Origin of the sequence: Falsochrobactrum ovis (assembly GCF_003259955.1) — a bacterium.
Classification (GTDB): Bacteria; Pseudomonadota; Alphaproteobacteria; order Rhizobiales; family Rhizobiaceae; genus Brucella; species Brucella ovis_A.
This window is the reverse complement of record NZ_QLMK01000001.1, coordinates 194,219-217,488: the sequence shown is the minus strand read 5'-3', so window position 1 is coordinate 217,488 and position 23,270 is coordinate 194,219. Positions and strand designations below refer to the sequence as shown.

Here is a 23,270-nt window from a genome sequence, read left to right as displayed (position 1 = left end):
CCTTAAATTTAAGCTGAGACGATTAAACGATCTGCGCCATTGCGATAGGAAATAGCGCTGGCAAGGTGAAGGCGGCCAACTTTTTCTGCTCCATCCAGATCAGCAAGCGTTCGCGCCACTTTTAAAATGCGATGATAGGCGCGTGCAGAAAAGCGCATCCGTTCGCTGGCGTCCTGCAATAGTCTTAAACCATCCGCATCGGGCCGGGCGACTTCCTCAATCAGATTGGCCGCACATTGTGCATTGGTCATGGAAGAATCGAGGCCGAGTGCTTCATACCGGGCCGATTGAATAGCACGCGCACGTGCCACGCGTTTTGCGACGCTCTCGCTTTTTTCCGATGCAGCTGGCTTGATCAGGTCCATCGCCGAAATCGCAGGCATATCAACTCTAAGATCAATTCTGTCCAATAAAGGGCCAGAAATTCGCGCTTGATAATCGCTTTGGCAGCGCGGTCCCCGTGCACAACTATGGCCCGGCTCTCCGGCCAAGCCACATCGACAGGGATTCATGGCAGCGATGAGTTGAAAACGCGCGGGATAAGTTGTGCGGTGATTAACCCGGGCGATCATACATTCGCCTGTCTCAATCGGCTGGCGCAGAGAATCTAAAACCTGGGGCGAAAATTCGGGAAATTCATCAAGAAACAAAACCCCATTATGGGCAAGAGACACTTCGCCTGGTCGCGCACGCAATCCGCCCCCCACCATTGCCGCCATGGAAGCTGAATGGTGCGGTGCTCGGAATGGGCGCGTATCCGATAGTTTACCGCCCGATAATTCACCCGCAATCGAAGCAATCATCGATACATCCAGCAATTCACGGGGTGTAAGCGGAGGAAGGATTGAGGGCAGCCTTTGGGCGAGCATTGATTTGCCCGATCCGGGTGGACCTACCAGCAGTAGATTGTGATTTCCGGCAGCAGCAATTTCGAGTGCGCGTTTGGCGGTTTCCTGTCCTTTGATTTCCGCAAGGTCCAGCAGCGTGTCGTTCACTGTTTTTCTGGAAGGTTCTGGCGGGGTCAGGACTTGGGTGCCTTTGAAATGATTGGCCAACGCAATCAGGCTGCGTGGCGCAATTATATCGATATTTGCGCCTGCCCATGCCGCTTCTGGTCCGCAAGCATGTGGACAGATCAATCCCTTTTCTTGCCTATTGGCGCCAATTGCCGCCGGTAATACGCCTGCTACCGCAGTAATAGACCCATCCAGCGATAATTCACCAAGCACAAGATAGGATTGAATTGCGTCAGCCGGAATGGCGCCCATCGCAGCCATCAGCCCTACCGCAATTGGAAGATCGTAATGCGAACCTTCCTTAGGCAGATCAGCCGGTGCAAGATTTACCGTCACACGCTTGGCGGGCATGGAAAGTCCAGATGCGTGAAGCGCCGCCTGTACCCGTTCCCGGCTTTCAGCCACGGCTTTATCGGGCAGACCGACAATCGACATGCCCATTTTCCCCGGCGCCACCATGACTTGTACGTCAACCAGCACCGCTTCTATGCCCTGAAAGGCAACTGTTCCAACCCGCGCGACCATGAGCCCCCGCTTGCCACGCAGCACATCTCAAAAGTGAGAAATGCTCTCTACACCCACCGATAATAACCATTTAATGGGCAGACAAGCAAGAACGATCCCAGAACAAAATAACGCATTCCCGAAAATAACCGGGAATGCTGAAAACTATCTTTGGATAGATGCGCGAAAGAGCGTCGCGTTGTCGCGTTATTGCCGTTTGGCTTCGACCGCATCCCAGAACAGGGCTGCGACATTGGTTCCATCAAAACGCTCGATCTCACGAATTCCGGTGGGAGAGGTCACATTGATTTCGGTCATATAATCACCGATCACATCAATGCCCACCAGAATGAAGCCGCGCTCTCTCAGCGAAGGTCCAATGCGGTCACAAATTTCGCGTTCACGCGCTGTCAATTTGGTTGGCTCGGCCCGTCCGCCGACATGCATATTGGAACGCGCATCGGTTTCCGATGGTACACGATTGATCGCACCCACCGGTTCACCATCAATCAAGATAATACGCTTATCGCCCGCCCGAACATCTTTTAAATAGCGTTGGGCGATGAAAGGCTCACGGAAAAGCTGCTCGAACATTTCGAGCAATGAGGTGAGATTGCGATCGCCATCGGCGAGATGAAACACGCCTGCGCCGCCATTGCCATAAAGCGGCTTCAGGATGATATCGCCAAATTCGCGGCGGAAATCGAGGACTTCCTGCGGATCTTTCGTGATCAGTGTTTCGGGCATCAGATCGGCAAATTCGGTCACAAAAATCTTTTCTGGGCTGTTACGTACCCAGGCAGGATCATTCACCACAAGTGTTTTTGGCTGGATACGTTCCAACATATGGGTATTGGTGATGTAATTCATGTCGAATGGCGGATCCTGCCTTATCAGGACCACATCCATCTCGGATAGATCGCGGCGCACAGGCTCGCCAAGGGTATAATGATCACCCTCAATGTCGCGGACCTGCATTTGCTCAATCTTTGCGGTTACAACACCATCGCGCATTGAAAGGCGATCTGGGGTGTAGTGATAAAGCTCGTATCCGCGCTTTTGTGCTTCAAGTGAAAGTGCAAATGAGGTGTCGCCCGCAATATTGACGGTGCTGATATGGTCCATCTGGACCGCAACTTTAAGAGCCATGCTTTCCTCGCGATTCGGATTTTCCGAAACTTAGAACATATTCCGCATGGAGTGTAACAGGATTACGTAAAACAAACTGCATCCGGTCGGTCCGATCCGGATGAAAACGCCCCGGTGAAAACCTCGCAGGGCGTATACTATCTCATTATGCGGATTTAGATGCCTTCAACAATGACAATCTCACCATCTGCTACGGTCTGGCGTATGGCTTTTGCAGCCTGATATTCGTCAGAATTATAGCAGTCGAGCGCGTGTTGCATGGATTCGAACTCGATAATTACATTACGCGCCCGGCCTTGCCCTTCCACAGCTTCGGCGGCGCCGCCCCGAGCGATGAATTTTGCGCCGAACCGCTCAAAGGCGGGCTTGGCTGTTGAGACGTAATCCTTATAGCGCTCCGCATCGCGAACATCGACCCGTGCGATCCAATAGGCTTTTGTCATATTTCCTCCGTTTCTGACTGTCAGGCAGATTGCATTTCTGCAAGAATTGCTTGCGCTGCCGCCTTGCAATCCGATGCTGCCACGATTGGGCGCGCCACCACAAGATGGCTTGCACCAGCTTTCAAAGCGTCTGCGGGTGTCATAACCCGCTTCTGATCACCTTTTTCCGCACCAGCAGGGCGAATACCGGGTGTTACCACTGCCATTTCATTGCCAATTGTCTGGCGAATGGCTGATGCTTCCACAGCCGATGCCACGATACCGCCCATGCCTGCATCGCGTGCTTGTTGCCCGCGCTTAAGTACCAGTTTCTCTGGCGTATCAAGGTAACCTGCCTCGCGCAGATCAGCGTCATCCATGGAGGTAAGAACCGTTACTCCCAGCAGGCAAAGCTCTGAGCCGGCGGCGGCCTCCACTGCCGCGCGCATTGCTTTGGGATATGCGTGCAGGGTCAACATAGAAACGCCCATTTTAGCGACATTTTCCACGCCCTTAGCGATGGTGTTGTCAATATCAAGCAGCTTCATATCGAGAAAGACTTTTTTCTTAGCCTCAATCAGTTGCCGTGCAAAATCCAGCCCGCCTGCAAAGACAAGCTGATAGCCGATTTTGTAAAACGAAACTGTATCGCCAAGTTGCTCAACCAGTTTTTCCGCATCAGCGATGGTGGGCACGTCGAGGCCGACGATCAGACGATCGCGCAATTCTGTCGTTATCATGAATATCTCTCAACCGCAGAGCGACACCACCGCGGAGCGGAAGGCGCTTTAAATCACAAAGTTTTCTCTTTTCGCATAACAGGCTGGCCGACGAAAGATGCCCAGATATTCTTATTCAAAAAATAAATAGGTATTTCGGCGGATATAGTGGGAATTAGTGGTTCGTCTGCCGCGCGCTCATATCAGAAAGTCTTAATCAGACCTGCACGCTGCGATAGATCCAAAGTTGCGCTGGCGGGACATTGCGGACGACAAATTCAAAATGTTGCACAGCGTAATTACCCTTGCCTGCGGGAACCGGTGGTCTTGGGCCATAGGTGATTTGAATTAACGGCCGCCCTTGTGGCATCCGGGCCAGCAGATTTTCAACCAGCCAGACGCGACGGTCCACCGGAAAATTAAGCATGGGAACAGCGGAAATAATGCTATCAAATTGCAAATGCGCTTTGTCGCCCAGTGCCGTATCAATATCGAATGCATCACCTTGAAGAATGTTCACATCAGGAAAATTTCTGCGCAGGTGATCGGTAAAATCTTGAGAATATTCAATCGAATAGAGATCGGCGGGTTTTACGCCGTGATTGAGAATGGCTTTTGTAATGACGCCGGTTCCCGGCCCCAATTCCAGCACCGGCAATCCTGATTCAGTGTCTATAACGCTCGCCATTCGCCGTGCGGTAACAGAACTGGTTGGTAAAATTGCACCTACAGCCTTTGGCCCATCGATCCAACCTTTGAAAAAACGGATTTCTTCATCGAATTTCGCGGCCAATTTTTTGGCGAGCAGTCCTGCCATTCTCTACGCTCCCTTTGTCGTTATTAAACAACTCTATGCCGCGTTTAGGGCTCGAAGCAAGACAGAAAGAAGCAAAAGCAAAGGGGAAGCCTTTCGGCTCCCCCTTTAATCGCCGATACCTTCAAAAAAATCTTTCATCCGAGCGAAGAAACCCGCAGATTTGGGGCTATTCTCTTTGGAAGAGAGCGCTTCGAACTCCTCAAGCAGCTCGCGCTGTCGTTTGGAGAGATTTTGCGGTGTCTCAATATCGATTTGGATATAGAGATCACCAAAAGCTGATTGACGCAGCACTGGCATGCCCTTGCCCCTCAGACGGAACTGGCGGGCATTTTGCGTCCCTTCCGGAACTTTCACCCGGGTCTGAGTGCCATCAAGTGTCGAAACCTCGAATTGACCGCCCAGTGCGGCAGTTGTCATTGAGATCGGCACTTTGCAATAAAGGTCGGCGCCATCGCGCTGAAAGAATTCATGCGGCTTGATGGAAAGGAAGATATAAAGATCTCCCGATGGTCCGCCGCGCGATCCCGCTTCGCCCTCGCCTGCCAGACGGATACGGGTTCCATCTTCAATTCCCGCCGGAATATTGACAGAAAGCGTGCGCTCCTGCGTAACACGGCCCTGACCGTGACATTTTTCGCAAGGATCCTTGATGATCTCTCCCCGACCATTACAGGTTGGGCAGGTACGCTCCACCGAGAAAAAGCCTTGCGAGGCGCGGACACGGCCAATACCACCACAAGTGGTACAGGTTGTCGGCTGTGAACCGGGCTTGGCGCCTGACCCTGTGCATTCATCACAGGTGATGGATGTGGGCACGCGGATTTGAGCGGCCTTACCGGTAAACGCTTCCTCAAGGGTGACTTCCATATTGTAGCGCAGATCTGCGCCACGTTCGCGGCCACCGGAGCGGCGGCGACCGCCACCCATCATCTCGCCAAAAATATCTTCGAAAATATCGGCAAATCCGCCAGCACCACCAAAGCCGCCAGCGCCAAATCCGCCGCCCATGCCGCCATTTTCAAAAGCTGCATGGCCAAAGCGATCATAGGCTGCGCGTTTTTGCGGGTCTTTCAGCGTCTCATAAGCTTCGCCGATTTCCTTGAATTTGCGTTCCGCTTCCGGATCATTCGGATTGCGGTCTGGGTGATATTGCATAGCCAGCTTGCGAAACGCCGATTTCAGCGTTTTTTCGTCTGCTGTTCTTTCTACACCCAGAGCTTCATAATAGTCGATTTTCATCAGTTCGTTATCCCGACGGCTGGATCGCCCCATACCGGGTCGCGGTTCCACGGTCCTGACTGTTGCAGCATATGCCTAAGGCGATACTGCTGGACTGTATCTTTTTGTCCGTCCGGTTCAACCGTCCCGAAAGGCCGCAGAAGCCCGGGAATTACCCCGGGCTTGAGCTTTACGGACAAGGCTTACGACTTCTTTTTATCGTCGTCGATTTCTTCGTAATCGGCATCGACAACATCGTCGTTTGGCGAAGCCTGCTCGCTGCCTTCGGCACCTGCTTCTTCTGAAGCCTGTGCTGCCTCATACATTGCCTGACCAAGCTTCATTGAAGCTTCAGCAAGAGCCTGTGTTTTGGCTTTGATGTCATCAGCATCGTCACCTTCAAGCGAGGTCTTGAGGGCTGCAATTGCATCCTCAATTGCCTTCTTGTCTTCAGCCGAAACCTTGTCGCCATATTCAGCCAGCGACTTTTCGGATGAATGTACGAGGCTTTCGCCCTGGTTCTTGGCTTCGACAGCTTCGCGGCGCTTTTTATCAGCTTCCGCATTGGCTTCGGCATCCTTGACCATTTGTTCAATGTCAGCATCCGAAAGACCACCGGATGCCTGAATGCGGATCTGGTGTTCTTTGCCGGTGCCTTTGTCCTTAGCAGACACATTAACAATACCGTTGGCGTCGATGTCAAATGTCACTTCGATCTGCGGAACGCCGCGTGGTGCGGGTGGAATACCAACGAGGTCGAACTGGCCGAGCAGCTTGTTGTCAGCCGCCATTTCGCGCTCACCTTGGAAAACGCGGATTGTCACAGCCGACTGATTGTCTTCAGCGGTCGAGAAAGTCTGCGATTTCTTGGTCGGGATCGTGGTGTTGCGATCAATCAGACGGGTGAATACGCCACCAAGCGTTTCAATGCCGAGTGAAAGCGGAGTTACGTCGAGCAAGAGAACGTCCTTGACGTCGCCCTGCAATACGCCACCCTGAATTGCGGCACCCATAGCAACAACTTCGTCCGGGTTGACGCCCTTATGCGGTTCACGACCAAAGAAGGCTTTAACCACTTCCTGGATCTTAGGCATACGGGTCATACCGCCGACCAGCACCACTTCATCAATTTCACCAGCCTTCAGGCCAGCGTCCTTGAGAGCTGCTTTACATGGCTCAATCGTGCGCTGAACGAAATCATCGACGAGGCTTTCAAACTTGGCACGCGACAATTTGATTGCAAGGTGCTTTGGACCAGTCTGATCTGCGGTGATGAACGGCAGGTTGATTTCGGTCTGCTGTGCAGAAGACAGTTCGATCTTGGCCTTTTCAGCAGCTTCTTTGAGGCGCTGCAGAGCAAGCTTATCGTTTTTCAGATCGATGCCCTGTTCCTTCTTGAACTCGGTAACAAGATATTCGACCAGACGCATGTCGAAGTCTTCACCGCCAAGGAAAGTGTCACCATTGGTCGACTTCACTTCAAAGACGCCATCACCGATTTCGAGGATCGAAACGTCAAATGTACCACCGCCAAGGTCATAGACTGCAATGGTCTTGCCTTCGCTCTTATCGAGACCATAGGCGAGCGCTGCTGCCGTTGGTTCGTTGATAATGCGCAGAACTTCGAGACCAGCGATACGACCGGCATCTTTGGTTGCCTGACGCTGAGCATCATTAAAGTAAGCAGGAACCGTGATAACGGCCTGGGTAACAGTTTCACCCAGATATGATTCTGCGGTTTCCTTCATCTTCTGAAGGATCATCGCCGAAATCTGTGATGGGGAATATTTCTTGCCGTGAACTTCTACCCAAGCATCACCATTGTCGCCCTTTACGATCTTGTAAGGAACAAGATCCTTGTCTTTGGTGACCATTGGATCATCAAAGCGGCGGCCAATCAGACGCTTGACAGCAAATAGCGTGCCTTCAGGGTTGGTGACAGCCTGACGCTTCGCAGGCTGACCAGCGAGACGTTCGTCACCTTCACTAAAAGCGATGATAGATGGCGTCGTGCGCGCACCTTCAGCATTCTCAATGACCTTCGCGTTCTGACCGTCCATAACGGCGACGCAGGAGTTGGTCGTTCCCAGATCAATACCAATAACTTTAGCCATATTTCTCTCCATTCAGCAAACCGCCCTAACCTCTACCGAGCGTTTCCAAGGCGGCTCCTATCGGTTTCACAATGCTTGCTTCAAGGTTGCGGTACGGGGACCAAAAACTGGTCCGCCGAGCCTGTCATCAAAGCCTCGTGCGAGGCGTATATAAGAAAGGCAGTTTTTCACTGCAAGTCACAAGGTGCTATAAGCTACCGGACAAATGAAGAATTTTGCCCAGTAATGCTTACAGGTCGGTTTAAACAGCCGTAAAACCACCATTTTGACCGGCGCGATAGATCGCGTCGATAAACTTCTGATTGGCGCGAGAGTTTTCCAGCGTAAACAGTTCCACGGCCTCTCCTTCTACGGCGCGAACAAAGCTTTCGGCCTGTAGCTGATAGTGGTTTGTATCGCTAAAAGACCATTCGGTGAGCTGCATGTGACCCACATCGTGGAGCGTGATGCGTCCATGTCCATATTTGCCGGTGTTAAACGGCGCATGCACTTCGATATAGCCCTTGTCCCCATGGAAAACCATGGTTTGACGGCCAGCAAGTTGTGTTGCGACATAAAAACTCAGATCAAATCCATCAAATCGTGCCGAAACATTGGCATAATGATCAGTGCCAAATTTCGGGTCATATTCCACCTGAGCCAGCACCGATATGGGTTCCTTGCCGGTCACCATACGCGTGACAACAGTCGGATAGACCCCAATATCCGGCAGAACACCGCCGCCAAGATCCGGCCTGTTGCGCATATTGTCCGGATCGACATTGAAATAGGAAAACACCCCCTGCACATGGCGCAGCGTGCCGATTGCGCCTTGGGCGATCAACTCACGCAGCTTGATCCATTGCGGGTGGTAATAGACCATGAAGGCTTCCGAAATCACAACCTTATGTTGATCGCGCGCCTTTATCAGCTGATCTATATCCTCTGCTTTTAGCGCAATAGGCTTTTCGCACAGCACATGTTTACCAGCCTGAGCAGCCTTCAAGGTCCATTCAATATGCTGCGAGGTTGGCAGCGGGATATAAACACCATCGACCTCGTCGCTGGCCAATAATTCTTCATAAGAACCAAAAGCCAAAGGCGCGCCAAAGCGATCTGCCACCGCACGCGCCCGGGCGTGATCACGGCTTGCAATCGCATGCACTACGCCGTTTTCAGACGCGCAAAGCGCCGGAATAACCTGTGTGACACCAATTTTGGCTGTTGAAAGAATTCCCCACCGAAACATGCACTTCCTCCCGTTTTTAACGATTATCGTAAACAAAAGCCCGCCATGGGCGGGCTTTTTAACTCATTTATCCGCGAAGAACGCCACCTGTCTGTTTAGCAACATTGGCGATAACGCGGCTAGCTAGCGCTTCCAGATCCTCGTCGGTCAAAGTGCGATCTTGGGGTTGTAAGAGCACTTCAACTGCGATGGATTTTTTGCCTTCACCAAGTGATGAACCGGTAAAGACGTCGAAAACCTGCACGCCTGCGATCAGTTTCTTATCTGCTGAGGTAACCGCACGCAGGACACTGCCAGCTTCCACCTCTGCATCCACCACAAAGGCGAAATCGCGCTTGAGGCTTTGGAATTGCGACAAGCTCAAAGCGGGCTTAGTGCGGGTGGCTTTCGCCTTTGGTTCTGGAATTGCATCAAGATAGACCTCAAACCCGCAAAGGCTGCCAGAAACATCCAGCTGTTCGAGCGTGTCGGGGTGAAACTCGCCAAAAGTGCCCAATATCACCTTTGGGCCGAGCTTGAGCGTACCGGAACGCCCCGGATGGTACCAGGAAGGTGCGTTCGCTTCGATTTGAATACGATCAACCGGAGCGCCTGCCGCCTCAAGAGCTGCTAAGGCATCGGCTTTGGCATCGAACACGCCAACTGGAGCAGCATTGCCAGACCAGAAACGGCCCGAACCGTCAACAGTTGCGGTGCCGCGACGGATACCGCCTGCGACGCGACGCTGTTGTTCAGGTCTATCGCCTTCGTAAATGCCCGACACCTCAAACAGTGCAATATCGCCAAAGCCGCGATCTGCATTGCGCTGCGCTGCTGTCAGCAAGCCGGGCAAAAGCGACGGGCGCATATCCGACATATCGGCTGCGATCGGATTAGCGAGCTTGAGTTCTGGCTTGCCTCCGCCAAAGATTTTGGCCTGAGCTTCGGAAATGAAGGAATAGGTGACCGCTTCCAACATGCCACGCGATGCCAGCATACGACGCGCTTGGCGCGTGCGGATCTGCAAAGTGGTCAGAATCCGCCCATTGACCGCGCCGCGGTTTGGCAATGGCTGAGGCTCGATCTGGTTAATGCCATGAATTCGCATGACTTCTTCAACAAGATCAGCCTTGCCTTCCACATCACCGCGCCAGCTTGGAACAGTTGCTTTGATGGTTTGGCCGTCGCCTTCAACGCCAAAGCCAAGACGCTTGAGAATATCCGCCGATTCCTCATAGGAAACCTCAAGCCCAGTGAGGCGCTTTACTTCCGAAATGGGGAAATCAACAATACGCGGCTCGTATGGCTGATAACCGACCACATCAAGCTCGGTTGGTGTACCACCGCAAAGTTCCAGCACCAGTTTGGTGGCAATTTCGGCACCAGGAACCATCATATCCGGATCAACACCGCGCTCAAACCGGTAGCGCGCATCGGTCACTATCCCTAATTCGCGGCCAGTGCGCGCAATCATGCGCGGATCCCACAAAGCTGATTCGATAAGCACATCGGTGGTGTTTTCATCACAGCCTGAATGTTCGCCGCCCATGATGCCGGCAATCGATTCAGGACCGTTTTCATCGGCAATGATATACATGCCTGATTTCAGCTTATATTCGCGCTGGTCGAGCGCCAAAATGGTTTCACCATCTTTAGCTGAACGAACGGTAAGGTTACCCTTGACCTTAGCTGCGTCAAACACGTGCAGCGGGCGACCCTGATCGAAGGTCACATAGTTGGTGATATCAACCAGCGCATTGATTGGGCGCAGGCCAATTGCTTTCAAGCGTTGCTGCATCCATTTCGGACTGGGTCCGTTTTTAACGCCCTTGACCATGCGAAGTGCAAAGCCGGTACAGAAAGGGTTCCCTTCGTCCTGATCAAGAATGACTTTTACCGGTGTTTCACCTTCACCTTTGATTGCTTCTGGCAAGGTGTTTTTCAAAGTCCCAAGACCTGCGGCTGCAAGATCGCGGGCAATGCCGCGAATGCCGGTGCAATCGGCGCGGTTTGGCGTTAGGCCGATTTCAATGACCGGATCATCCAGACCGGCATAGCTGGCAAAGCTTGCGCCGACCGGCGCATCTTTTGGCAGGTCAATAATGCCATCATGCTCGTCTGAAAGCTCCAGCTCGCGTTCCGAGCACATCATGCCAAAGCTTTCAACACCACGGATTTTTCCAACCGAAAGCGTTACATCTAAGCCGGGAACATAATCACCGGGAAGGCCCAATACACCCACCATACCTGCACGCGCATTGGGTGCACCGCAAACGATTTGCAGTGGTTTGCCGTCGCCAGCATCAACGCTCAAAACACGCAATTTATCCGCATCAGGATGCTGGGTTGCGGTCAAAACTTTGGCAATTTTGAAAGCTTTGAAAGCGGCGCGATCATCGACCGATTCGACCTCAAGGCCAATATCGGTCAGCTTGTCGACGATTTGTTCCAGTGTCGCGTCGGTTTCAAGGTGATCTTTGAGCCAGGAAAGCGTGAATTTCATTTGTCTTGTCCTTCCTGTCTTAAGCGCTCAAGCCGCCGAAAAGCGTTGGAATATCGAGCGGACGAAAACCATAATGATTGATCCAGCGCACATCAGCATCGAAGAAAGCGCGCAGGTCGGGCATGCCATATTTGAGCATGGCGATACGGTCGATACCCATGCCCCAGGCAAAGCCCTGATAGATTTCTGGGTCATAGCCTGACATGCGCAACACATTTGGATGCACCATGCCGCAGCCCAGAATTTCAAGCCAGTCATTGCCCTCGCCGAATTTAACGTGCGGGCCGGAACGGTCGCATTGAATATCCACTTCCACCGATGGTTCAGTGAAGGGGAAGAAACTTGGGCGCATGCGCATTGTCACGGATGGCACTTCGAAGAAAGCTTTGCAGAATTCTTCCAGCACCCATTTCATATTGGCGACATTAGCCGATTTATCGACAACCAACCCCTCCACCTGATGGAACATTGGCGAGTGGGTGGCATCAGAATCCATGCGATAAGTCTTGCCAGGAATAACGATACGAATCGGCTCGTCGCGGCCTTCCTTGTCACGGATGGCAGCGAATTTCTCCATCGTATGCACCTGCACCGGAGACGTATGGGTGCGCAGCAGCTTGCGCTCGCCATTTTCATCCGGGTTGAAGAAAAATGTGTCATGCATCTCGCGCGCCGGATGGCCTTCAGGGAAGTTAAGCGCGGTGAAATTGTAATAATCGGTTTCTACATCCGGACCTTCGGCAATTGAGAAGCCCATATCCGCAAAAATAGCAGTGATTTCGTCAATGACCTGCGAGATCGGATGAATGCGACCGCGCGATGCAGCGCTTTCGCGCACTGGCAGGGTAACATCAAGTTTCTCACGCTCCAGTCGTGCCGCAACGGCTTGGCGATGCAGTTCTGTCTTGCGGGTTGTGAGAGCTTGCATGATGCGATTTTTCAGACCATTGATCGCAGGCCCGTTTGCCTGGCGCTCTTCTGGTGTCATGGAACCAAGCGTTTTAAGCTTTTCAGAGATGGTGCCCTTTTTACCCAAGGCGGCAACGCGCACTGCTTCAATGGCCTGCTCATCAGAGGCTCGGGCGATATCGCCAAGAATCTGTTGTTCGAGTTGTTCAAGATCGCTCATTATCTAAATCCCTGTCGCGCCCATCCTTTGGTCTTACGCATTCTGACGGTAAGCTGCTTCACGCTCACGCAAAATGCCCAAAGGCGCTTCTCGCTTCTTGGTCTTGTATCTTAATCAGTGACTTTGCGGCAGCTGCCAAAACAAAGCGCATGAAAGAAAAACCCGCGCCAGCCGAGCCAGCGCGGGTTCCCAAAATTAAAAATAACGCTTTGGGAAGGCGGCTGGCTTAGCGAACAGCGCCTTCAAATGCGTTTGGCGTCTCGGTATTTTTGAGATATTCGAGTGCCTTCTTTGCCGATGCGACCAGCGCACCGAATGCATCCGGTTCATGGATCGCGATGTCGGAAAGAACCTTACGATCGATTTCAATACCGGACTTGGAAAGACCGTCAATGAAACGACCATAGGTCAAGCCATGCTCACGGACAGCCGCATTGATGCGCTGGATCCACAAAGCGCGGAATGACCGCTTGCGATTCTTGCGATCGCGATAAGCATATTGCTTTGAACGATCGACTGCTGCCTTGGCGGTGCGGATGGTGTTCTTGCGACGACCGCGGAAACCGGCAGCCTGAGCGAGAACTTTTTTGTGCTTGGCGTGGGAAGCTACGCCGCGTTTTACACGTGCCATGTTATGATCTCCTTATGGGCGGACGGCTTAAAGGCCGTTAGGCAAGAACTTTTTCACAATTTTCGCATCAGCATCGGAAAGCACCATCGTGCCGCGAGCATCGCGAATGAACTTGTTCGAGCGCTTGATCATGCCATGACGTTTGCCAGCACCGGCTGCCATGACTTTGCCGGTAGCAGTGATCTTGAACCGCTTTTTAGCGGATGATTTGGTCTTCATCTTGGGCATTTTGCTACTCCTTCTTGACGTTCTGGTGCCCGAAAACACTCGACGTCTCTGTAATTATGGTCCGTCTCTTGCTTGGCACACGACATTCCTTGTTTAAGAAATCATCGTGTCTGCAAGCGAGAAGAACCTTGCTTCACTCCCGAACTGACCAAGTTCGAAAAGCATACGAAACCGCCACGGCATGCCCTGCCGGTCGGTTCGAACGCGGCCTTATACGCATAACGCGAAAAAAAGGCAATGGCGGAATTACGAAAGTTTATCATTATTAGAGCCAATCAACGCACCTCGTCGCGACGGCCCAAAGACAGTAAAAAACCGCCCGAAGGCGGTTTTCCAAATGGCTAAAATGAGCGCAATCAGCGCGGAGCAAGTACCATCATCATCTGACGGCCTTCGAGCCTCGGCTCTGCCTCAACCTTGGCAATGGCTGCGGTCTCTTCTTTGACGCGGAGCAGCAATTTCATGCCAAGTTCCTGGTGCGCCATTTCGCGACCACGGAAACGCAAGGTAAACTTGACCTTGTCGCCTTCATCAAAGAATCGCTGTGCAGCGCGCATCTTTACTTCATAATCATGAGTATCGATGTTCGGTCGCATCTTGATTTCTTTGATTTCAACCGTCTTCTGCTTCTTGCGTGCTTCTGAGGCTTTTTTCTGATTCTGATATTTCAGCTTGCCCAGATCTACAATCTTGCAGACGGGTATTTCGGCATTAGGCACGATCTCAACAAGATCGAGACCAGCCTCTTCTGCCATTGCAAGTGCGTCTTGAATCGAAACGGTGCCGTGGTTCTGTCCCTCGGCGTCGATAAGCTGAACCCGGGGAACCCGGATATCGCGATTGGAGCGCGGTCCGTCTTTCTGGACCGGCGTCGCTCTGAACGGTCGGCGAATGGTCGTTATCTCCTGAATTATTTCGTTTGGTGCGAGTTAAATTTGCGGCCTGACGGCATTTCCCTCTACGAACCGCAGTTCATGCGGAAATGTCGTTATGTGCGCGCTAAAGTCAATAGCATCTTTTACAATGAAAATCACCCCCAGAGACAGAACAGTCTTTCGATCGGTATTTTCCCGCGCAAATCAGCCCAATCGGGCATATTGATCTGGCTCCCCATTCGCATCACCAGCCTTTAATCCTGCATGCTTTCGTGGCACAGGAGTTAGCCAAACGAGCAGGCAGAAAGCTCAGCCAGCAAAGGAGTAAACTATGAACGACGTGAACCTTGAATTTATCGACGTGAATGGTGTGAGCATAGCGGTGCGGCATCGTCAGGGAAGCAAACAACCCGGAATCGTCTGGCTGGGCGGTTATCGATCCGACATGATTGGCACCAAAGCGGTGGCTTTGGATCAGTGGGCAGCACAAAATGAACACGCCATGCTGCGTCTTGATTATTCGGGACACGGAGAATCAGGCGGGGAATTCAAAGAAGGGACGATTTCACGCTGGCTTAATGAAAGCCTCGAAGTCTGTCGTCACTTTGCAAAGGGTCCACAAATTCTGGTTGGCTCCTCAATGGGAGGCTGGATCGCTTTGCGCATGGCGCAGGAATTGAAAAAACAGGGGCAGAAAATCGCTGGTCTGGTGCTGATCGCACCCGCTCCGGATTTTACCGCAACGCTCGTTGAGCCGGCTCTGACCGAAGCGCAGAAGCGTGATCTTATGGAAAAAGGTTATTTTGAAGAACCGTCAGAATATTCCGCCGAGCCTTATATTTATACCCGAGCACTAATTGAAGATGGACGCGATAATCTGGTGCTAAAGGGAATTATTGAAACCGACTGTCCGGTGCATATTGTTCAGGGGATGCTAGATGATGCGGTTCCATATCAGCATGCTCTCACTTTGATTGAGCACCTGCCGATGGATGATGTCACCCTCACACTGGTCCGCGATGGGGATCACCGACTTTCACGGGAGCAGGATTTGGATCTGTTGATCCGGACGGTATCGGGGCTGGCAGAACGATTTACCGAATAGTGCAACAAAGGTTGCAAAAATAATCGAGTGATTTGCATTATTTAGCGCAAACTCGCCAAATGATTGAATGCGGTATTCTTGAAATGCCGCATTTTTCTTACCACGTCAAATTCAAGCCGCGCAAACTGTCCCTGCATGGTGCAGGTGCTAAACCGGCACAATCTGACGGAGTAAACCATGAGAAATTCCGCATTGATCCGCCCAGCCTGGACGCCCGCCACCATCGCTTTAATGGTTCTTGGCTTCATCTTTTTCTGGCCACTTGGTCTTGCGATGCTCGCCTATATTATCTGGGGCGATCGTCTCGATGGCTTTAAGCGTAATGTGAATGAGAAGACCGATTCGGTATTCAGCACTTTTAGCAATTGTTGCAAAAAAGATCGCTCGCCGTTTAGCAGCAGCTTTGGCGGCACGGGAAACGCAGCTTTTGATGAGTGGCGCAAACAGGAACTTGATCGGCTCGACGAAGAACGCCGCAAGCTTGACGAAGCCCGCGCTGAGTTTGAAACCTATGCGGAAGAGCTTCGTCGTGCGCGCGACAAGCAAGAGTTTGATCGTTTTATGAGCCAACGCCGCGCTGGTGCAAGCGCAGATAATGCGCCCGCCCCGCGCAAAGATAATGATGGTGATGGCGTTACCGGCGCTTAAACATTGCCCTAAAAATAACCCTTAATGGCGCAGCTTTCTTGCGCCATTTTGGAATTTTTACGGAATTAATACTGTCTTTTTCCGCGAATCACCTATTCTTTAAGAATGGGCATTTCTCTCCTTCGTTCAGTGCGGCGTGGTCCGGTGACTACTCGACGCGAGCGCATCCATGCGGTCGCGGGCCGAGAATTGCCTTTACGAATCTATGAAAACCCACGCGCTCGGCGCCTCACATTGCGGATAGAGGCAGGGGGCAAGGGGTTGCGAGTTACCATCCCGCCGGGCGTGCCGGAACGGGAGGTGGACAGTTTTCTGCAACGGCATGAAGGCTGGCTTGAAAGCCGGATTGCTAAATTACCAGCGGACGCCATTGTCCGTCCGGGGGTGAAAATCCCACTTCGAGGTGTGCCGCATCTGATCGTGCATCAAGGCGGTCGAGGTACGGTGGAGCTTGCCGAAGGCAATATATTGCTCGTTTATGGCGACTTGGCGCATCTGCCGCGCAGGGTGGAAGATTTTCTTAAAGCGCAGGTCAAGCGCGAAATTGAGCAATTGGTGAGGCAGCATACCTCGACCATCGGTCGCAAGGCTAAGGCTATTCGCTTCAAAGACACCAAAAGCCGTTGGGGCTCATGCACATCGGATGGTGTTTTATCTTTCTCATGGCGCATTGGCATGGCGCCACCGGCTATTATAAACTATCTCGTGGCTCATGAGGTGGCGCATCTTATTGAGATGAACCATGGGCCGAACTTCTGGAAACTCTGTCTTGAGCTTTGTCCCGACACCGAGCGGTGCAAAGCCTGGCTCAGGCGCAACGGCAGTGCACTACAGGCAATCGAATTTTCATGACACACACAATCAAAACCGCCGCAAAGGTGTTGTGGGATTACCACTGCATCTATGATCCGCTGGAAAAAGCCGATGTTATTGTCGGTCTGGGTAGTTATGATCTGCGGGTGGCTAAAAGAGCCGCAGAACTTTATCTAGAAGGGCTCGCGCCAATATTGCTGTTTTCTGGTAAGGGCGGCAGCGATACGGAGGGTTTGATCTCCTGCGCGAGTGTTGCAGAAGCTTTCGCCAACCAAGCGATAGAATGTGGGGTTCCTGAAAAAGCCATCATTATTGAGCCTCGTGGCACCAATATCGGAGAAAAAATTACTTTCTCCCGCGATTTACTGGCTCCCGGCGCAATTAGCGCCATTCTTGTATCCAATCCTCACACCCAGCATCGCGTTCAGGCCACCGTCGCGCGGCAATGGCCCGAGGCCAAAGCGATGACCACCGCGCCTCTTACCTCATTTGAAGATCAGCCTACCGAAAGTTTTCCATTCGAAAAACTCGTCCATGAAATGGTTGGGGATCTAAGCCGTATCCTTGAATATCCCGCCATGGGCTATCAGCTCGCACAGGCTGTTCCTCTGGAAGTGATCGAAGCTTATGACTATCTGATTGCTCAGGGAATAGATGGTAGTTTCGACGCCAAGAAAGCTTAATCGGTCTTTGATGCCGAACCAGCTTGAGTCCCGCCCTAAATTGTGCGACGGGAATGCCATGGTTTTTGATGTAAAAATATGCGGATTAAAAACGCCTGAAGCGGTCGCGGCTGCTTTAGAGGGCGGAGCCACGCATATTGGGTTTATTTTCTTTCCAAAAAGTCCACGCCATCTTACACCCCAACAGGCAGCGTCCTTACGTGAAGCTGTGCGCGGAAAAGCCAAGGTCGTAGCGGTAACGGTTAACGCGACCGACCAGATGCTTGATGAAATAGTTTCCGAGCTTGAGCCTGAAATGCTGCAACTGCATGGCGATGAAACAGTTGAACGGGTGCAAACTGTCCGACAGCGTTATGCACTGCCGGTGATGAAGGCTTTTGCCATTCGAGATGCTGCGGATCTTGCCGCAATTAAAGCCTATAAGGGCATTGCAGATCGCTTTCTATTCGATGCAAAGCCGCCCAGAGGGGCTGAGCTTCCGGGCGGTAACGGCATTGCATTTGACTGGAACCTGTTGGCCGAACTTGACGCGGATATTGATTACATGCTTTCCGGTGGGCTGAATGCGGGCAACATTGCCCAGGCGCTGCAAAAAACCAAAGCGTCGGGCATTGGAGGCATTGACGTGTCATCGGGTGTTGAAACTGCACCTGGTGAAAAAAATGTGGGTCTGATTAAAGAGTTTTTTGAGGCTATTGCGCGGGCTGATGGGAAATCATCGCTACAGCGCGGCTGAACATACGGAGCGGAACGTTGAATAAGCCTGTTGAACCCAATTCCTACAGAACAGGCCCGGATGAAGAGGGCATGTTTGGCATATTTGGCGGTCGCTTCGTTGCTGAAACGTTGATGCCTTTGATCCTCGAATTGCAAGAGGCTTATGCATCCGCCAAAGATGATCCTGAATTTCAGGCTGAGCTTGCCAATCTCTCAAGCCAATATGCAGGCCGGCCTTCCAAGCTTTATTATGCCGAAGGGCTGACAAAACATCTGGGCGGCGCAAAAATCTATTTCAAGCGCGAAGACCTCAATCATACTGGTAGCCACAAAATCAATAATTGTTTGGGCCAAATCCTGCTTGCCAAGCGCATGGGCAAAACCCGCATCATCGCCGAGACCGGTGCTGGCCAGCATGGTGTTGCATCGGCGACGGTTGCTGCGCGTTTTGGCATTCCTTGCGTCGTCTATATGGGCGCTACCGATGTTGAACGGCAAAAGCCGAATGTTTTTCGCATGAAGCTTCTGGGTGCCGAAGTGAAGCCAGTTTCTGCGGGACATGGCACGCTGAAAGATGCGATGAACGAAGCGCTGCGTGATTGGGTCACCAATGTGGACGACACTTATTATCTGATCGGCACCGCTGCCGGGCCGCATCCCTACCCTGAACTGGTGCGGGATTTTCAATCAGTGATTGGGCTTGAAGCGCGCCAACAAATTCTCGATCAGGAAGGTCGCCTTCCCGATGTGATCATCGCAGCGGTCGGAGGTGGATCAAACGCCATTGGCTTGTTCCATCCTTTCCTTGACGATGCTTCGGTCAAAATTGTTGGCGTTGAAGCGGGCGGTCGCGGACTTGATGGCGATGAACATTGCGCGTCAATGAATGCCGGTCGCCCCGGTGTGCTGCATGGAAACCGTACCTATCTGCTGCAAAATGAAGATGGCCAAATTCTTGAAGGCCACTCGGTTTCCGCTGGTCTGGATTATCCCGGTGTTGGTCCGGAACATTCATGGTTGCGTGATACGGGTCGTGTTGACTATGTGCCAATCCTTGATGATGAAGCGCTAGACGCATTTCAGCTTTGCACCCGTGTTGAAGGGATCATACCTGCCCTTGAATCCGCGCATGCTATTGCGCAGGCAGTCAAAATGGCTCCACAAATGGACCAAAATCAGATCATGATTGTCAATCTATCCGGTCGAGGCGACAAGGACGTGCACACGGTCGGCAAGCTGCTTGGCATGGATATCTGAGGGGAAGAATATGACCACGCGTATCGACACCAAATTCGCTCAGTTAAAATCCGAAGGCCGTCCGGCGCTTGTAACCTATTTCATGGGCGGCGATCCGGATTATGAAACATCGCTCAATATTATGCGCGCATTGCCCAAGGCTGGTGCTGACGTAATCGAATTGGGCATGCCGTTTTCCGATCCGATGGCCGATGGACCTTCCATTCAGGCTGCGGGGCTGCGCTCACTCAAAGCCGGTCAGTCTTTGGCGAAAACACTGAAAATGGCCGCAGATTTTCGTGAGCAGGACGATACAACCCCCATCGTGTTGATGGGTTATTACAACCCCATCTATATTTATGGCGTTGAGCGTTTTCTAGATGATGCGAAAGCATCGGGCATTGATGGGATGATCGTTGTCGATCTGCCGTCAGAAATGGATAAAGAATTGTGCGTTCCAGCGATGGAAGCAGGTCTTAACTTTATCCGGCTGACGACACCCACCACCGATGCTAAACGCCTGCCAGCGGTGCTGCATAATTCTTCAGGCTTTGTTTACTATGTTTCCATGAAGGGGATTACTGGCACCGCGACGGCCGATACATCCGCTGTTTCAGAAGCGGTGCACCGCATCAAACAGAGCACAAATCTGCCCATTTGCGTTGGCTTTGGCGTTAAGACACCCGAACATGCAGCCGCTATCGGCGCTTATGCCGATGGTGTTGTGGTTGGAACTGCCATTGTGAATGCGATAGCAGGCGAACTTGATGCCGATGGAAATGTAAACGGCGACCCCGTGGCGGCCGCCTCTCAGCTTGTAAATGCACTGGCGCAAAGTATTCGCGCCGTACGCCTTGAAGCTGCCCAATAAATCGGCCATTTAAAAACGACAAGAAACGGAACCGAAACTATGAACTGGATCACCAATTACGTCCGCCCGAAGATCAATTCGATGCTCGGACGCCGCGAAATGCCGGAAAATCTATGGATCAAAGATCCATTGACCGGAGAAATGGTGTTCCATAAGGATCTCGAAAGCAACCAATTCGTGATCCCTTCTTCCGGACACCATATGCGCATCAAGGCGAAAGACCGGTTGCGCTTTTTCTTCGATAATGGCGAATATCAGACGCTGGAATCGCCAAAAGTTCCAGTTGATCCGCTGAAATTCCGCGATGAAAAGAAATATATTGATCGCCTGAAAGATTATCGCTCGCGCACCGGGCTGGATGACGCAATCGTCAATGGTTTGGGCACGATTGAAGGCTTGCCGATTGTGGCCACTGTTCAGGATTTCGGGTTCATGGGCGGCTCGCTCGGCATGGCGGCCGGTGAAGCGATCATTCAGGCTTTCGAAAAAGCAATTGAGCTTAAGCGTCCGCTGGTGCTTTTTGCTGCGTCCGGTGGCGCTCGCATGCAGGAAGGTATCTTGTCGCTTATGCAGCTTCCGCGCACGACTGTGGCTGTGGAAATGCTTAAAGAAGCCGGTCTTCCCTATATTGTGGTACTCACCAACCCCACTACCGGTGGTGTCACTGCTTCCTATGCCATGCTTGGCGATATTCACATTGCAGAACCGGGCGCGTTGATCGGATTTGCGGGTCCACGCGTGATAGAGCAAACAATCCGTGAGAAGCTCCCTGAAGGTTTTCAGAGCGCTGAATATCTCATGGAACATGGTATGGTCGACATGGTTGTTTCCCGCTTAGAACTTAAGGAAACAATCGCACGGCTGCTCAAGATCATGACAGGGCAACCAGCGACCGCGCCCGATTCTGAACTAGAACCAGCAGAAACTGACGATAAGGTAGCCTGATCGTGTCAGGAAAAGCGGATGCCGTGATTGAGCGGCTGATGCAGTTGCATCCAAAAGGGTTTGATCTTTCTTTGGACCGCATTCGCGGTCTTTTAGAGAAGCTCGGCAATCCGCATCTTAAACTTCCGCCGGTAATTCATATTGCTGGTACCAATGGCAAGGGATCTGCCTCCGCATTCTGCCGCGCGCTACTGGAAGCGGGCGGGTATAATGTTCACGTTCATACCTCACCGCATTTGGTCAATTGGCATGAGCGCTATCGACTTGCCGCTAAGGGTGGGAGCCAGTTTGTAACTGACGATATCTTAGCCAACGCTATAGAGCGGGTCGAGGCGGCCAATGATGGACAAAAGATCACCGTCTTTGAGATTCTGACGGCGGTCGCATTCGTCCTCTTTTCAGAACATCCCGCCGATGTTGTGATTATGGAAGTGGGCCTTGGCGGGCGCTTTGATGCTACAAATGTCATCGCAGAGCCTGCTGTCTCATTGATCATGCCGATCTCGGTCGATCATCAGGCCTATTTAGGCGATAGTGTAGAGCTAATAGCGGCGGAAAAGGCAGGAATCATAAAAGCCGGCTGCCCGGTTGTTATCGGTTTTCAGTATTTTGATGAGGCCCGCAATGTGGTTGCCTCTATCGCGGAGCGGCTTAGCTGTCCGCTATCTATTTTCGGGCAGGATTTTGTTGCCTATGAAGAGCATGGCCGCATGGTGTTCCAGAATGAGGACGGATTGATTGACCTGCCCCTGCCAAGACTTGCAGGCCGGCATCAGATTGCCAATGCGGCAGCAGCTATTGAAGCCATTCAGATGGCGGGTTTCACCATTACCGAAAAAGCGGCCGAAAAGGCATTGATGGTCGTCGATTGGCCTGCACGTATGCAGCGCCTGACCCATGGCTCATTGGTTGATCTTGCGCCTGCCGCTTCCGAAATCTGGCTTGATGGCGGACATAATCCGGGCGCTGGCTTGGTCATTGCCGAGGCGCTGGGCGAGCAGGAAGAGCGAACCACCCGCCCGCTATTTCTCATCATCGGAATGATCAACACAAAAGATCCGGTTGGTTATTTCCGGGCATTTGTGGGGATTGCACGCCATGTTTTCACAGTGCCCATTCCTTCAAGCGATGCGGGCATAGCAAATGATGCGCTGGCTGTCAGTGCGCAAAAGGCCGGGCTTTCCGCTGAACCGGTGCATTCAGTTGAAAATGCGCTGAAAATCCTGCGTGACACTTGGCCTACGGATGAAGCGCCGCCGCGTATTCTAATCGGTGGATCGCTTTATTTAGCCGGAGAAGTTCTCAGAGATAATGGAACACCGCCCGTCTGATATTTAGACTTAGCATAAAAAACCCGGACGAGCCGGGTTTTTTACTTGATATATATGATTGATTAGGCGGCTGATGCCTTGATCCAATCGGCAAGGCGGCTTTTTGGTGCTGCGCCAACCATATTGGCTGCCAATTCGCCGTCTTTGAACATAAGTAATGTGGGGATCGAACGAACGCCGAACTGGGCTGCCAGTTCTGGATTTTCGTCGATATTGACCTTGGCGATTTTGACCTGACCAGCCATTTCAGCCGCAATCTCATCCAGCGCCGGAGCAATCATTTTGCAAGGGCCGCACCATTCAGCCCAAAAATCCACTACAACCGGTTCGCTCGATTGGAGAACGTCCGCCTGAAAATTGTCCTTATCAACCTTTACGGTGGCCATGGT

Annotated in this window: 23 protein-coding genes; 9 read left to right on the top strand and 14 right to left on the bottom strand. The window is 52.1% G+C overall.

Annotation, left to right across the window (positions count from 1 at the left end; translation table 11 throughout):
• Positions 1-8 precede the first annotated feature (8 nt).
• The 13 genes from C7374_RS01030 to infC all read right to left on the bottom strand — a co-directional run bounded on the left by C7374_RS01030 (position 9) and on the right by infC (position 14,550).
• Positions 9-1,541: a YifB family Mg chelatase-like AAA ATPase gene (locus C7374_RS01030; protein ID WP_111573755.1), complete on the bottom strand. Its 1,533-nt coding sequence runs from the start codon at positions 1,539-1,541 to the stop codon at positions 9-11.
• Positions 1,542-1,727: 186 nt separating this feature from the next.
• Positions 1,728-2,669 carry a glutathione synthase gene (gshB, locus tag C7374_RS01025; protein WP_111573754.1) on the bottom strand — a complete coding sequence of 314 codons (942 nt, stop codon included), beginning with the start codon at positions 2,667-2,669 and terminating at the stop codon, positions 1,728-1,730.
• A gap of 155 nt (positions 2,670-2,824) precedes the next feature.
• Positions 2,825-3,112 (bottom strand): DUF1330 domain-containing protein, encoded by a 288-nt coding sequence (locus C7374_RS01020; RefSeq protein ID WP_111573753.1) that lies wholly within the window; start codon positions 3,110-3,112, stop codon positions 2,825-2,827.
• A 20-nt stretch (positions 3,113-3,132) separates the two neighbouring features.
• Positions 3,133-3,828 (bottom strand): orotidine-5'-phosphate decarboxylase, encoded by a 696-nt coding sequence (gene pyrF, locus C7374_RS01015; RefSeq protein ID WP_210205060.1) that lies wholly within the window; start codon positions 3,826-3,828, stop codon positions 3,133-3,135.
• 199 nt (positions 3,829-4,027) lie between these two features.
• Complete coding sequence (gene pmtA, locus C7374_RS01010; RefSeq protein WP_111573751.1) at positions 4,028-4,627, bottom strand: phospholipid N-methyltransferase PmtA; 600 nt, start codon at positions 4,625-4,627, stop codon at positions 4,028-4,030.
• A gap of 105 nt (positions 4,628-4,732) precedes the next feature.
• Positions 4,733-5,866, bottom strand: coding sequence for a molecular chaperone DnaJ (gene dnaJ / locus C7374_RS01005; RefSeq protein ID WP_111573750.1), 1,134 nt, complete (start codon positions 5,864-5,866; stop codon positions 4,733-4,735).
• Positions 5,867-6,048: 182 nt separating this feature from the next.
• Positions 6,049-7,959 (bottom strand): molecular chaperone DnaK, encoded by a 1,911-nt coding sequence (gene dnaK, locus C7374_RS01000; protein WP_111573749.1) that lies wholly within the window; start codon positions 7,957-7,959, stop codon positions 6,049-6,051.
• Positions 7,960-8,200: 241 nt separating this feature from the next.
• Positions 8,201-9,187: a Gfo/Idh/MocA family protein gene (locus C7374_RS00995; protein WP_111573748.1), complete on the bottom strand. Its 987-nt coding sequence runs from the start codon at positions 9,185-9,187 to the stop codon at positions 8,201-8,203.
• A 67-nt stretch (positions 9,188-9,254) separates the two neighbouring features.
• A complete protein-coding gene (pheT, locus tag C7374_RS00990; protein WP_111573747.1) occupies positions 9,255-11,669 on the bottom strand; it encodes a phenylalanine--tRNA ligase subunit beta in 2,415 nt (804 codons plus the stop codon).
• Positions 11,670-11,688: 19 nt separating this feature from the next.
• Positions 11,689-12,798 carry a phenylalanine--tRNA ligase subunit alpha gene (pheS, locus tag C7374_RS00985; RefSeq protein ID WP_111573746.1) on the bottom strand — a complete coding sequence of 370 codons (1,110 nt, stop codon included), beginning with the start codon at positions 12,796-12,798 and terminating at the stop codon, positions 11,689-11,691.
• Positions 12,799-13,024: 226 nt separating this feature from the next.
• Positions 13,025-13,429, bottom strand: a complete 405-nt coding sequence (gene rplT, locus C7374_RS00980; protein ID WP_111573745.1) for a 50S ribosomal protein L20 — start codon at positions 13,427-13,429, stop codon at positions 13,025-13,027.
• 27 nt (positions 13,430-13,456) lie between these two features.
• Positions 13,457-13,657, bottom strand: coding sequence for a 50S ribosomal protein L35 (gene rpmI / locus C7374_RS00975; protein ID WP_111573744.1), 201 nt, complete (start codon positions 13,655-13,657; stop codon positions 13,457-13,459).
• Between the two features lie 356 nt (positions 13,658-14,013).
• Complete coding sequence (gene infC, locus C7374_RS00970) at positions 14,014-14,550, bottom strand: translation initiation factor IF-3 (RefSeq protein WP_111573743.1); 537 nt, start codon at positions 14,548-14,550, stop codon at positions 14,014-14,016.
• Between the two features lie 313 nt (positions 14,551-14,863).
• On the opposite strand from infC, the gene C7374_RS00965 reads away from it, so the two are divergent.
• The 9 genes from C7374_RS00965 (at position 14,864) to C7374_RS00925 (ending at position 22,881) form a co-directional block, all read left to right on the top strand.
• Entirely contained in the window at positions 14,864-15,637 is a 774-nt protein-coding gene (locus C7374_RS00965) for an alpha/beta hydrolase (protein WP_111573742.1), read from the top strand.
• A gap of 177 nt (positions 15,638-15,814) precedes the next feature.
• Positions 15,815-16,285 (top strand): DUF2852 domain-containing protein, encoded by a 471-nt coding sequence (locus C7374_RS00960; protein WP_111573741.1) that lies wholly within the window; start codon positions 15,815-15,817, stop codon positions 16,283-16,285.
• 105 nt (positions 16,286-16,390) lie between these two features.
• A complete protein-coding gene (locus C7374_RS00955) occupies positions 16,391-17,137 on the top strand; it encodes a M48 family metallopeptidase (RefSeq protein WP_111573740.1) in 747 nt (248 codons plus the stop codon).
• Positions 17,134-17,781 (top strand): YdcF family protein, encoded by a 648-nt coding sequence (locus C7374_RS00950; protein ID WP_111573739.1) that lies wholly within the window; start codon positions 17,134-17,136, stop codon positions 17,779-17,781. Before C7374_RS00955 ends, C7374_RS00950 begins: the two co-directional genes overlap by 4 nt.
• A gap of 58 nt (positions 17,782-17,839) precedes the next feature.
• Positions 17,840-18,517 carry a phosphoribosylanthranilate isomerase gene (locus tag C7374_RS00945; RefSeq protein ID WP_111573738.1) on the top strand — a complete coding sequence of 226 codons (678 nt, stop codon included), beginning with the start codon at positions 17,840-17,842 and terminating at the stop codon, positions 18,515-18,517.
• A 17-nt stretch (positions 18,518-18,534) separates the two neighbouring features.
• The gene (gene trpB, locus C7374_RS00940) at positions 18,535-19,755 is read left to right on the top strand and encodes a tryptophan synthase subunit beta (protein WP_111573737.1); all 1,221 of its coding nucleotides are present in this window, start codon (positions 18,535-18,537) and stop codon (positions 19,753-19,755) included.
• Positions 19,756-19,765: 10 nt separating this feature from the next.
• Positions 19,766-20,605: a tryptophan synthase subunit alpha gene (gene trpA, locus C7374_RS00935; RefSeq protein WP_111573736.1), complete on the top strand. Its 840-nt coding sequence runs from the start codon at positions 19,766-19,768 to the stop codon at positions 20,603-20,605.
• A gap of 39 nt (positions 20,606-20,644) precedes the next feature.
• Positions 20,645-21,550: an acetyl-CoA carboxylase, carboxyltransferase subunit beta gene (accD, locus tag C7374_RS00930; RefSeq protein ID WP_111573735.1), complete on the top strand. Its 906-nt coding sequence runs from the start codon at positions 20,645-20,647 to the stop codon at positions 21,548-21,550.
• A 38-nt stretch (positions 21,551-21,588) separates the two neighbouring features.
• Entirely contained in the window at positions 21,589-22,881 is a 1,293-nt protein-coding gene (locus C7374_RS00925; protein WP_111574230.1) for a bifunctional folylpolyglutamate synthase/dihydrofolate synthase, read from the top strand.
• Between the two features lie 62 nt (positions 22,882-22,943).
• Here C7374_RS00925 and trxA read toward each other — a convergent pair whose 3' ends face one another.
• The gene (gene trxA / locus C7374_RS00920; RefSeq protein WP_111573734.1) at positions 22,944-23,267 is read right to left on the bottom strand and encodes a thioredoxin; all 324 of its coding nucleotides are present in this window, start codon (positions 23,265-23,267) and stop codon (positions 22,944-22,946) included.
• Positions 23,268-23,270: the final 3 nt, after the last annotated feature.